The 12,763-nt window shown below is 44.1% G+C and carries 12 protein-coding genes; 10 read left to right on the top strand and 2 right to left on the bottom strand.

Annotation, left to right across the window (positions count from 1 at the left end):
- The first annotated feature begins 8 nt into the window (after positions 1-8).
- From RS891_RS31075 to RS891_RS31055, 5 genes are all read left to right on the top strand, one after another.
- Positions 9-1,349, top strand: coding sequence for a cysteine peptidase family C39 domain-containing protein (locus tag RS891_RS31075; protein WP_315794079.1), 1,341 nt, complete (start codon positions 9-11; stop codon positions 1,347-1,349).
- Positions 1,350-1,362: 13 nt separating this feature from the next.
- Positions 1,363-1,881, top strand: coding sequence for a hypothetical protein (locus tag RS891_RS31070; protein WP_315794078.1), 519 nt, complete (start codon positions 1,363-1,365; stop codon positions 1,879-1,881).
- Positions 1,882-2,138: 257 nt separating this feature from the next.
- Complete coding sequence (locus tag RS891_RS31065; protein ID WP_113053250.1) at positions 2,139-2,954, top strand: SDR family NAD(P)-dependent oxidoreductase; 816 nt, start codon at positions 2,139-2,141, stop codon at positions 2,952-2,954.
- 40 nt (positions 2,955-2,994) lie between these two features.
- Positions 2,995-3,729, top strand: coding sequence for an SDR family NAD(P)-dependent oxidoreductase (locus tag RS891_RS31060; protein ID WP_113053249.1), 735 nt, complete (start codon positions 2,995-2,997; stop codon positions 3,727-3,729).
- Between the two features lie 66 nt (positions 3,730-3,795).
- Entirely contained in the window at positions 3,796-4,215 is a 420-nt protein-coding gene (locus RS891_RS31055; RefSeq protein ID WP_113053248.1) for a MarR family winged helix-turn-helix transcriptional regulator, read from the top strand.
- A gap of 81 nt (positions 4,216-4,296) precedes the next feature.
- On the opposite strand, the gene RS891_RS31050 is transcribed toward RS891_RS31055, so the two are convergent.
- Entirely contained in the window at positions 4,297-4,794 is a 498-nt protein-coding gene (locus RS891_RS31050; protein ID WP_315794077.1) for a DinB family protein, read from the bottom strand.
- 368 nt (positions 4,795-5,162) lie between these two features.
- On the opposite strand from RS891_RS31050, the gene RS891_RS31045 reads away from it, so the two are divergent.
- The 3 genes from RS891_RS31045 (at position 5,163) to RS891_RS31035 (ending at position 10,756) form a co-directional block, all read left to right on the top strand.
- The gene (locus tag RS891_RS31045) at positions 5,163-8,222 is read left to right on the top strand and encodes an ATP-binding protein (protein WP_315796500.1); all 3,060 of its coding nucleotides are present in this window, start codon (positions 5,163-5,165) and stop codon (positions 8,220-8,222) included.
- A gap of 2 nt (positions 8,223-8,224) precedes the next feature.
- On the top strand, positions 8,225-9,529 hold the full coding sequence (locus tag RS891_RS31040) for a sensor histidine kinase (RefSeq protein ID WP_315794076.1): 1,305 nt from the start codon (positions 8,225-8,227) through the stop codon (positions 9,527-9,529).
- 78 nt (positions 9,530-9,607) lie between these two features.
- Positions 9,608-10,756: a response regulator gene (locus tag RS891_RS31035; protein WP_113053244.1), complete on the top strand. Its 1,149-nt coding sequence runs from the start codon at positions 9,608-9,610 to the stop codon at positions 10,754-10,756.
- A 49-nt stretch (positions 10,757-10,805) separates the two neighbouring features.
- On the opposite strand, the gene RS891_RS31030 is transcribed toward RS891_RS31035, so the two are convergent.
- A complete protein-coding gene (locus RS891_RS31030; protein WP_113053243.1) occupies positions 10,806-11,564 on the bottom strand; it encodes an MBL fold metallo-hydrolase in 759 nt (252 codons plus the stop codon).
- A gap of 180 nt (positions 11,565-11,744) precedes the next feature.
- Here RS891_RS31030 and RS891_RS31025 point away from each other — a divergent pair, with 180 nt between their 5' ends.
- Together RS891_RS31025 and RS891_RS31020 are read left to right on the top strand one after the other, a co-directional pair.
- Complete coding sequence (locus RS891_RS31025; protein ID WP_315794075.1) at positions 11,745-12,365, top strand: TetR/AcrR family transcriptional regulator; 621 nt, start codon at positions 11,745-11,747, stop codon at positions 12,363-12,365.
- A gap of 25 nt (positions 12,366-12,390) precedes the next feature.
- Positions 12,391-12,759: a DUF4180 domain-containing protein gene (locus tag RS891_RS31020; RefSeq protein WP_113053242.1), complete on the top strand. Its 369-nt coding sequence runs from the start codon at positions 12,391-12,393 to the stop codon at positions 12,757-12,759.
- The last annotated feature ends 4 nt before the right edge of the window (positions 12,760-12,763 follow it).

Raw genomic sequence — 12,763 nt, 5'->3', positions numbered from 1 at the left:
AGGCTCTTATGCAAAATAAAATGCAGCGATTTCTTTCTGTAATAGCTTTTCTTCTTCTTCTTTCATCTGTACCTGTGTCTTCTGTTAAGGCAGATCCCATTCAGTCTGAGGAAAACATGCTCGTTCAAGATAGTGAAAAAATAAAAGATATATCCGTTGCACTAATGCTGACTGATTTGGAGGTTCTGCAAATTGCCCAAAAGCATATACAGGGTTATATGGCCAATGATATTCAGACCAAAGATCGTATTATTGAAGCTTCAACCAATATGATTCCTCTCTACAATTTGGATGATCAGATCATTGCTTACGCAGTTCCTCTGGTCGAGGGAGAACGAGAGATTGGTTATATTTCAGTAGGGGCACTAAGGGATGGTTATGATGCATACGATATCTTTATAGATGACTCAGTCGTACAGCGGCTCCATCAATCCATATCCAGACCGTCCATTATGGAGAAATCTGAGGAAAGAAAAATAGTATTTGTGCCACCAATGAATTATATGGTGCAGGTGACAGACAAAGGCAATAAACAATACTTTGAGATGGATAATAATTTTCAATCCCTGCGGGATATTACTGAAGCTGTAGAAGTCAATATGGATGAATTACATCAAAAGTATGAAACCATCCAATCAGAAGAAAATCAGGATTACATGAATCAAATTCTACAGAATTATATTAGTACTCGCGCTACCGCTGCGGTTGCCAAAGAAGAAGTAAGCCTTACCGTTGAGGCCAATCAATCCATGTTTGTGCCAGTACAGGATGGTTCAGGATACAGTTATGGAGGCAACCAGAACTGGTACTCTCAAAATACGCATAAAGAACGGGGATGCGGTCCGGTTGCTGCAGCCAATATCACCAACTATCTGGCCAAGATTACGAACCCTACGGTTTATGGTAACTTGTATAGTGGCAACACGACATCAAAGCAGGATTTTCTTGCTCATATGGATAAGATGTATGACTACGTAAGCCCGGGTATTTTGGGTAAAATTTCAGTGAGTGGCTTTGCATCTGCAGTGGAGAGTTATGCAAAGGATAAAAAGGTGAATTTAAGCAGAGTCACGGATAATTCGGCATTTACACTGGATAATACAGCCGCGTATATAAAGGCGGGACTGAGCCTCAACTCTCCTGTTGCGACCCTCAATCTGTCCAAATTTGATGATTACGAATATGAATGGCATTGGATGACGATTACCAAGTATTATCGAGACACTACAGACAGCAGATGGATTGCTGTTTCGACCTGGGGCCAACGCAGGAGCATCAATTATCGAACTCATTTTGATGCCATAACGGGGAATCGTACATTAGGCGGGGGATTCATGTATTTCAAGTAAAGCAGGTGATTGGATGTCTGGCATCAAACATGGTGCAGGAATAATACATGCTGTGAATATTCTGGCTCTGGTTCTATTTTTGACAGCATGTACTACGTACACCAAAGTTTCTTCTGAGGAAGTCAAATCTTTTCGGCAGAATGTCGAGCGAGATTTTCCTGCTATCCAAAAGACGGAAATTCGTTATTCCACACCTCGGGTCGAAGTCGCTTATACAGTCAAGACTGAGCCGGACGAAAAAGAAATATATCGACTTTTCACTCAAACCACAGCCTTCATGACTAGTCCTTCTTTTCAAAGCGAAATTATTGACACACAGTATCGTGAGAAATATCCAAGCTGGGGAGACCCGGAGCTTGCGATGACTGTAACATTGCGCGGAAAGGATATATCTGTGTATCAGTTTACTTGTAAGCCAGAGAAATCCGAATCGGATCCGAATAACGTGATATATGATCAGTGGTACATTCTGACACCGGATGATCCTGCGGGCAAGCCTTATCCTGTCTCTGGGACGGAGGATGGAAAGTAATTATCAAAGTTTCTCAGAAAACATGGATCGATAAACAGATTAAGAGAATTGATTCTAAACAGCCCTCAAATCCATGAGGGCTGTTTTTTTTAAGACACTCGCTTGCTTCCCTATAAAGATCCAAAATAAGGATACAGGGCCGAATGCGTTGCAGAAAGACCATTCCTCTGCTATTATTTAGACATCTAATATTTAGTCATCTAAATAATAGAGCTGTTATTTATTTTCGGTTTCTTTATGAAAGGAGCTTGAGAACCATGTTAAGAATGAAAGACAAAGTAGCCCTTGTAACTGGAGGCGCTTCTGGAATAGGATTGTCCGCAGCCCAATTGATGGCGAGAGAAGGAGCAAAAGTCGTTATTGCTGATTTCAATGTCAATGGGGCAAAGGAAGCGGCAGCGAATATTCAGGCTCAAGGCGGAGAAGCAGTAGCCGTTTTTGTTGATGCCGGAGACGAATTTTCGATTAAGGAAGCTGTCGAGTTTACGGTGCAACAATATGGTAAACTCACGAGTCTGTTCAACAATGTTGGCCTGACCAATCTGAAGAAGGATTTGGATGTGGTTAACGTAGATTTGGACGAGTGGGATCGGCTGATGAATGTGAATCTGAAAAGCGTGTTGCTCGGTTGTAGATTCGCCATCCCTCATATGATTGAAGCGGGTGAAGGTTCCATCATTAATACAGCCTCCATGGCTGGCTTTACTGGCGATGCGGTTCGGGTTGCCTATGGTGCCTCAAAAGCAGGAGTTGTTAATCTGACAAGGTATATTGCCACCCAATATGGCAAGCATAACATTCGTTGCAATGCTGTTGCGCCCGGATTGATCTTGACCCCGGCAGCCCAGAACAATATGCCTCCGGACGTATTGGATATGTTCGCAAAATATAACGCACTGCCTTATCACGGTGAGCCCGATGATATTGGATACACCGTCGTATTCCTGGCCTCAGATGAGTCCAAATTCATTACCGGACAGACCATTCAGGTTGAGGGCGGCCATTATATTGCCAATCCAACCGTTCCGGATTTTGAACAGTTTATGAAATCACACAATCCGACTAACAACTAAAGCAGCGATGTACAAATAAAATACGTTAGGAGAGTTTCATATGGGAAGATTAGATAATAAAGTCGCTATTATTACTGGTGGAGCTTCAGGAATTGGTGAAGGCATGGTGGATCTCTTTGCAAAGGAAGGCGCCATCGTTATTGCTGCAGACATTAATGAGGAAGCGCTGGAGAAAGCAAGCCAAAAAGAGAATGTGTACGGAATGAAGTTGAATGTTTCCTCGGATGAAGATTGGGAGATATTGGCGAAAGTAGTGAACGAACGTTTTGGCAAAATTGATATTCTGGTCAACAATGCAGGCATTTCCTCTGAGAAGCCGTTTGAGGAGATCGATGCACAGGATTGGCAGAAAATGCTCTCCATTAATGGCTTTGGCCCATTTGCTGGTATGAAACATGTAGCTCCTTATATGGCAGCACAAAAGAAAGGGTCCATCGTCAATATCTCTTCATACACCGCTTTGATTGGACAAGGCTTTAACCACTATTCAGCATCCAAAGGCGCGGTACGCGCATTATCCAAAGCGGCGGCAACAACCTTTGGTCGTCAAGGTGTTCGGGTCAATGCTCTCTTCCCTGGGATCATCGAAACACCAATGACTCAAGCCTTGAACACATCGAAGGAACTGCTTGACCGACTCATTCAGGCAACGCCTCTGCAACGTCTGGGGCAGGCTGTCGATATTGCCAACGCTGCATTGTTCCTGGCATCAGATGATTCTTCGTACATTACAGGATCTGAGCTGGTTATCGATGGTGGATACTCAGCCCAATAGCGTGTAAAATGATGACAGCCCTTAAGTTGAATGAGGGCTGTTGTTTTATTTTTCGAGGAGGATCACATGGAAGAACAGAACATTTTTGAGCTCATACACAACATGGACAATTTCACCAATAAATTGATTATACAGTGGAACAAATCGTTTAATGAGGACCTCGGCGTCTCTCATGTGCTTGTACTCAGTCATCTCAATCAAAATGGAAAAAGTCGACCTTCGGATATTGCCAAACTACTGGGCCTGACCCCGCCAACGCTCAGCTATTTAGCTGATAAGCTGGTTGCCAAGAAATTAGCCCTCAGGATGGTAGATGAAGCTGACCGCCGCATTATATATTTGAACATTACCGATAAAGGGATCGAAGTCCTCGAAAGAGCAATATTGGAGGGGCAGAAGCTGCGTAAAAATTTATTCCAGAAACTGACCCAAGAGGATCGAGCACAATTAGTTAATATTTTTGAGAAGATGAATCGGGATGATTGAAGAATAGCCTGAACCTTTGAAATAAAGGAAGCAGGCTATTTTTTTGTGAAGGTACAAACTATACAGTGGAAATTTCGTTCATTAGGCCGGGAATCCGCCTCCTGGTGGCGGCCATGCACCGTAGAAGCGACGCAGCAGCACAATCTCGCCCAGATGGTACGAGTTATGAGATGCGATGTTGCGCAGAAGTCCGGCTTTGGTTTCGCCTGGGAAATACGGCAGTGGGTCATCCAACTGAACCGTTTCGGCAATCGTTACCGCTCGATCCACCCCATTCAGTAATGCCTGAATATCCGCCTCCCACGCAGCTTCATCCTGAGGGCCCGTCTCTTCTGGCCAGCTCTCCATCACATTCGCTGGAAGCTGCGGCTTTCTTCCTTCCAAATGCTCCAACATGAATTGTTGCCAGTAATGCATATGTTTCACCAATTGATAGATACTGTATGGCATATGTTCATGTTTGCGACTAGCTAGTTCTACGCTAATATCCGGTAGAGCGCGTGCGATACGAATATGTCCGCGTTCTCCGATTAGTGATTTGACCAGGGCTTGTCCGAATAGCTGATTGGTATCTGACATGCGGAATCATCCTCTCTATGTTCATCTGGCTGAGTTAATGGATATATAATTAATAGTATACAATTAAATTTTATAAAATTAAAATAAAAGGAGAAATCGATACCTGTTAAAAGCAGTCGATGACTGTAAAATGTCCTCAGAACCCTAATTTCGCCTATGATATAATGCTGTTATATATAGAATTGGACTATGATCTTTGGTGTCTAGAAGCAGTATAGGCTTATATGTGCCAGAATGGAGAGAGACTCAAGTAACCGGAGAGTCAGAACATAAATATGCAATCTTTACATAACTCTTTACAACATAAACCCAGCTCACGTTACAAACACATTGCCATCCTTCTTATTTTTTTGGGTGTCTTATTGACAATGCGATGGGCCTGGTCAGTCATTTTTTACGTTTCCAATGACCATATGGCTGTACAAGGCGTTCTCGACCTGCGTGGAGTCGACCTGGATAACTCTCCCGCGATGTTTGCCAATGGAGAATGGGATTTCTATCCCGGAGAGCTATTAACGTACAGGGACATTAAGGAAAGGGAGGAACAAGCGGGTACTATCGTTATTCCTGGTTCATGGCGGGATTCCCTCCATCAAGAAGAAGGAAGTTCATTCGGATATGGGACGTATCGACTTCGTATTTTGACTGATCCGCTCCAGACACCAGTCGAGTTCTGGTTCAAGGGTATTCAGAGTTCATCCGAGATTGAACTTAACGGAGAAACGATTGGTGGGGCAGGACAGGTAGCGACGAATGAGGAAGATTATACGCCGGATAGAACTTCATACATTTCCACCTATGAACAGGCTGGAGCTACGTCAATGGATTTGATCATTCGTGTGGCCAACTATGATCACCCCTATAAAGGTGGAGTCATTAAACCTGTGCGTTTTGGTTCTGAGGATGCAGTGGAGTTTGTACGTGGACATTCTATCGCCTTTCAGTTGGCTATTTTTCTTATTCTCATTTTTCATACCGTTTACGCAGCTATTCTTTATGCACTACATCCCCAGGAAAAGGCTCTGTTTGTTGCTGCGGTGTTAACCCTGTCAGTAGCTATCACGATTATGGTTGGTCATGATAATATGCTGCTGCAATGGCTTCCCATTAATTTTACCTGGAGTATCAAAATAAGGGTCATCTCTGTATTGTGGCAAAATGTGTGCATTCTCTTATTATTCCAAAGGTTATCAGCGGTCAACCTGCGTAAATCATGGTTCCGCTTTTACTTGATTGTAACGATCATCTATAGTTTTATCTTGGCCGTTTTGCCTGTGAGGACAGTGTATACCATCATTCACTACAATCTAGTTAATGCACTTATGCTGGCATCCATTGTGTGGTTCGGGTATCTCGTGATTCAGATGATGATCCGAAGTCAGAAGGACCATGACCTAATATTTCTTCTGCTTACCGCTGCAGGCATCCTGTCCAACGTTCTATGGAGTGCCTTTGAGAGCAATCAGAGCAGCAGTACTGTATATTATCCGATTGATCTTGTACTGGCGATTATTGGCTTCTCTTCTTATTGGTTCAAGAAGTATTTCCGGAATGCCAGGGAAATCATTGATTTGTACACAGAGTTAAAGAAGGCAGACAAAATTAAAGACCAGTTTCTTGCCAATACTTCACATGAGCTTCAAACACCGCTGCACGGCATTATGAGTATTGCACAAAATCTGGTCACCCAACAGAAGGATCGATTCGATCAGCGCAGTCTGAAGGATATGGAATTATTGATTACCATCAGCCGGCGGATGTCTAATCTGTTGGGGGACCTGCTTGATGTGGTTCGTTTGAAAGAACAGCGCATTGTGCTCAGTCAGGAGCGGCTGTCCATTCAGTCTGTTGTACCTGGCGTTATCTCGATGTTGCAATTCATGGCAGAGCGCAAACCCGTCAGCCTCAGGATGGAGATACCGGAGTCATTTCCTTTAATATGGGCAGATGAGAAGAGACTTGTTCAAATTTTGTATAATCTGCTACATAACGCGATGAAGTATACAGAGGCAGGAGCTGTCACTGTGCATGCAGAAATTCACGGCGGCCGTGCGTTTGTACATATTGCTGATACAGGGGGCGGCATGGATGAGGCAACCTGTTCACGAATATTCCTTCCTTACGAGCAAGGGGCTGACGGAATCAATGATGGACAGGGAATTGGTCTTGGATTGAGCATCTGCAAGCAGCTTGTGGAATTACATGGTGGAGTACTGACAGTTCAGTCTGAACCAGGGGAAGGTTCCGTGTTCAGCTTTGATGTGCCAATAGCAAAGGGGGTTAGCGTCTCGCACCCGCAGCTTGTTCGGACAGAGCAAGAGGCAGATCATTCAAATCACGACACCATGGATCAATGGATCATTCATGCTTCGGATGAACAGTTGGAAGTGGCTACCGGATTGGAGCATCTGCCATTTTCACAGGAGACTACAGCTTCCATTCTGGTGGTTGATGATGATCCGGTTAATTTGGATGTCCTCACAAGTATGCTATCCACGGAAGCCTATACCATTGTTACTGCCCACTCGGGACAGGAGGCCATGGAGCTATTAGGAACACGACAATGGGATCTGCTTATCGCGGATGTGATGATGCCTCAGATGTCAGGGTATGAGCTAACACAGAAGATCAGGGAACTATTTTCAATGTCAGAATTACCTGTGTTACTGTTGACCGCACGGAGCCAGCAGCCTGATATCTATACGGGATTTGCTTCAGGAGCCAATGATTATGTAAAGAAGCCTGTAGATGCACTTGAATTAAAATATCGAATCCGGGCACTGATCACATTAAATCGTTCCATTAAGGAACGAGTGCGCATAGAAGCTGCTTACTTACAAGCTCAAATCCAGCCGCATTTCCTGTTCAATACACTCAACTCCCTAATGGTATTAAGTGATATCGATACCGAACATATGAGAAAGTTAGGCGAAGCCTTCTCATCCTATCTGCGAATCAGCTTCAATTATCTGAATACCGGTGAATTGGTGAAGTTGTCCCACGAGTTGGAACTGGTACAAGCTTATCTGTTTATTGAACAGACACGCTTTGAAGATCGGTTGACGATTGAATGGAATGTGGAGCCGAATCTGCAATTGACCCTACCTCCGCTATCTATTCAGCCATTGATCGAGAATGCCGTTAGACACGGACTGTTAAATAAGAAAAAAGGCGGTACGGTGTATCTGACTATTACTCAACAAGAAGGGTATACCCGTATTGAAGTAAGGGATAATGGCATAGGTATGGCGCCGGATAAGGTTGCCCGGTTGCAAGATGCCAGGCTGAATGGAACTGGCGGAATCGGAATTGCCAATACCCATCGCAGGTTAACCCAATTGTACGGCGGTAAGGGATTGGTGATTGTAAGCAAGCTGGGTGAAGGGACGGTTGTATCGTTTGATATTCCGATGGTAGGTGGATTATGATCATGCGTAATTGGGTTCGAAACGAAAATGTGCAAATGCTTGCTGTTGCTCTTGCTACAGCAGTGGGAGCACTTTTTAAAATAAATCCATTTCGGGAGGATTACTTCCGGATTGGTTTGGGTGTTAGTATACTTTTATTTTTGCTGATGATCATGCCACATCTGTCTTATGTGAAGACGGGAATATTGGCAGGGATTGCGAACTTCATTTTTCAATCGGCTGATTTACTGAATCATGTGAATTCGATCTCGATTATCGAAAGCATGCAGGATAATCTGGGCGCGGGAATGTATTATGTCGTGTTCACCTACGGCCTCAGCAAGTTCAAGGACAGATTCCATGAAATACCGCCTCTCCTGCTGGGTGGATTAATTACTTGTATTGATTTTTCATCTAATCTCGTGGAGCTTTTCATTCGCGGTGTCTTGAGTGGGACGAATATCTTTTATATGAAAGAATGGCTTTATCTGCTGGTACTCGGTAGTTTGCGCAGCTATTTTATCATCGGACTGTATAACAGCTTTGCGGTAAGGCAGATGCGATTGCTGCATGCGGAGCAAGAGAAGCGGATGGAGCAGATGCTAAGTGTGAACTCAGGTCTGTACGGTGAAGTCTTTTATCTGAAAAAAGCCATGAATACGATTGAAGGCATTGCCGTAGACAGTTACGATCTTTATCGGGATCTCAGAGAGCAGGACTTGAACCAATATAGCCAGCGGACGCTCGGTATTGCCCAACAGATTCATGAGGTCAAAAAGGATTCCCAACGTATCCTGGCAGGTCTGTTGAAATTGTATGATAGCGAAAAATCAGTGAATATGAGTCTTTCCGAGGTACTGAACTTTGCGACCAAAGGAAACCGGAAATATAGTGAAATGCTGAACAAAAAGATTGAAATCCATATTGAGCAGCACTATGATTGCGACTCCCCTTACTACATTCCTCTCTTGACGGTGATGAACAATCTGATTGCTAATGCCGTGGAAGCCATTGAGAATGAAGGAACGATCCGGATTCGAGTTTTGCAGCAGGATGGAAATGTGCATTTTGAAGTCATCGATTCTGGAAAAGGGGTACCAGAGGCGAAGCGAGACGTAATTTTCGAGCCAGGGTATACGACCAAGTTCAATGAAGTGGGCATAGCAGCAACCGGAATCGGCCTGTCCCATGTACGTGATATCGTTCAGTCCCTGGAAGGAAGAATCAGGGTGGAATCGACTTCGCAAGGCGATAGGGGCTCCGCATTTGTCGTATCCATTCCCAAAGCGAATTTAATTAAGGATGCCCATGGTCAAACTCATATGTAGGCCATGGGTTTTTAAGTATACTGCTGTGATATAATGATGATTAAAATTTGATGACAGCGGGTCGAGGAGGAAGCTCCTGTGAAAGTCATATTGGTTGACGATGAGCGATTGGCACTGATTGGGCTTAGAAAATCGATAGAACGTGAATTAGACGGTGTGGAAGTGGTTGCTACATATTCCGATTCGACAGAGGTGATGACAGGCGTACTTCTTCATCGGCCTGATGTTGTGTTTCTGGATATCCATATGCCGGAAATCGACGGGTTGGATCTGGGTCGGCAGATTCAGGCGGCTGCGCCGGGTGTCGAAATTATTTTTGTGACCAGTTATGACCAATATGCTGTACGTGCTTTTGAGCTGTATGCGTTGGATTATATCATGAAGCCGATCCAACAAGGGCGTCTGCGTCAAACCTTATTACGGGTAAATGAAAAATTAAAATTAAAGCGTGTGAATATAACACGTGATATCAAGTTGCCGTTAATTTGCTGTTTTAATCAGATTCGGTTCAAGCTTCCGGGTATGGACGCACAGACTGTCAAATGGCGTACCAGCAAAGCACAGGAATTGTTCGCCTATTTACTGCATCATCGCAATCAGATGGTCTACCGAAGCACGCTGCTGGAACTTCTCTGGCCAGAATTTGAAGAATCCAAGGTGCAGCATCAGTTGTATACGACAATCTATCACGTGCGTCGCACGCTAAAAGCTCATCACATGGATATGATTACGATTCGGAGCGGAGACCTAGAAGCCGGTTACAGGCTTGAAACAGGGGATGCGCAACTGGATACTGAACTGTGGGAAAGCGAGATGCGCCAGTGGAAGGTTGTCGATGACAGTACAGCCGAGGCTTTCGAGCGGGTGTTAAGGATGTACGAAGGCACGTATCTCGGGAATTACGAGTATGTCTGGGCTGAACATGAACGGGAAAGACTGCGTTACTTATGGTTGTATCATATGAGACAGCTATCTGATTTCTACGAGCAGCGGGGAATGCAAAGGAAGGCCATTGAAGTTGCTGAAAGCATTCAGAACATGCTTCCCCACGAAGAAGAAAGCTACTTTGCATTGATGAGGCTTTATGATTCCATGAATGAGGTTCTTGGTGTAGAAGAACAATATCGTCTTCTAACGAGCAGAATGGAGCAGAACCTCGATATGCCGGTTAGTGAAAATATCAAGGAATGGTACCATCGCTGGAAATCCGGTATTCCTATTACGTAAAAGGCGTCATGCATTAGAGTTTCATTTCTCGGCACATGCCCGATGGCACTTAAAAGCAGATCCTTTCACCATCCGCCGGGATGACAACAGAATTCAGCAGGTGTTGCAGTCCCATGTAATGCAACATATCCACCCGGGATGAAGTACAATGTCGAATGGCATCCATATGTACAGCGACAACTTTGGTGGAAGGTGAAATCTTCAAGATTGTACCGATATCCTCGGGTACCATGGTAATGACGGAACCAAATAACAGTTGAGCGTTTGGTGCATTGACGATGCATATCCGGGGTTTGTGCTGATGGAACACTTGCTTAATCTGATCTGTAAGGACACAATCACCCACAATATACAATGATCCGTCGTCAGGTGTGTTCAAGATGAACCCGCATACGGGGCCAAGCAGTTTTGCGATTTTTCCTTTTGCGTGCTGACCACGAATTCTTGTAAAATCTATACCCTCCCAGTGTCTGAACTGCTCGATCGGGAATACATTCTCGAACCCCCACGATATAATGCGTTGTTGATCCTCCGGCTGGCAAAGTACAGGTATCTTTTTGCTCAGTATCTTTTTTGCCGTTTTGTCAAAGTGGTCGACATGCAAATGTGTAACGAGTATCGCATCAATGTGATCGAAGGTTTCCAGTCGCACAGGTAGTGGGACCGTAGGGTTTCTACGAATATGACGTGTGAAGGGGATAGGCGGAAGTTCTCCTGCATCACTTAACATTGGATCGAGCAGAATCGTTTTTCCTTGTATGGTGATGAGGGAGGTAGCGTGGCGGATATGTTGAATGGTTAGGGTCATGGCGAATACTCTCCTTAGATGGAACGTGTATTTACAAAATAATACCGACCGGTCTGTTTTAAAATAACATAAACCATACTGCTCATGCAATATCCTTGAAATTCCATTTTCATGACATCAAACCTGTGAATACGTGCTTGTATTAAGCCATAGGCGTATGATATTTTAAGACCAATCGGTATGAATGGAATAGGGGGGAGCATTCTGCGCAAAGGCCAAATCACCAAAGAACATATCATTCGTGAGTCGGCAGCACTTTTCAACACCAAGGGATACACCGGTGCCTCCCTGTCTAAAATTATAGAACGTTGTGGCGTTCGAAAGGGTGGAATTTATAATCATTTTGAAACTAAAGATGAGATAGCACTGGCTGCTTTTGATTACTCGGTATCACAGATGCTGCAATTCCATTCACAGGCTCTTGAAGGTGTAACAAATTCCAAAGACAAACTACTCGCCATATGCGGTGTTTATATTGATATGATGGAAAACAATACGCTGGAAGGAGGATGCCCCCTACTAAATACTGCGGTGGAAAGTGATGATGCACATCCTTTGCTGAAAGAAAGGGCACAGCATGCCATGACCAATCTGCTGAATGAGCTGACACAGGTCCTAGTTCAGGGTGTGGAGCAAAAGGAATTCAGAGCAGATATTGCACTGGAGGAAGTAAGCAGCAACATCATCGCCATTATCGAGGGGGGCGTTATGCTAAGTAAGCTGTATGAAGATAGCAAGTATATTCGGTATGCTGTGCAACATATCACCCGATTTATGGATGACCGAATATTAATTCAATAATTTAATGAGGAGAAGGAGAAATAAAATGAATATAACTATTGATCAACAGGGCAGCTCCAAGGTTGCCATCATCGAAAGTAATGACATCGTTATTAACAATGCACAGGATGCACTGGATTTGATGGCCTCCGTGAAATACACGGATGACGCGCATAAAATCCTGATTGATAAATCCAACCTTACCGAAGACTTCTTCGAACTGAAGACGAAACTTGCGGGTGACATTTTGCAGAAATACGTGAATTATCAGGTGAAGCTTGCCATAGTCGGGGATTTTGACGGATACAACAGCAAAAGCCTCAGGGACTTCATCTATGAGTGCAACCATGGCAAGCATGTTTTCTTTTTGAAAACGAAAGAGGAAGCGCTTCAGGCATTGCATAATATCGGTTAATTTT

This window comes from Paenibacillus sp. BIC5C1 (genome assembly GCF_032399705.1).
GTDB classification, from domain to species: Bacteria; Bacillota; Bacilli; order Paenibacillales; family Paenibacillaceae; genus Paenibacillus; species Paenibacillus taichungensis_A.
Note: the sequence above shows the minus strand (reverse complement) of the source record. Positions and strands in the feature narration are given on the sequence as shown.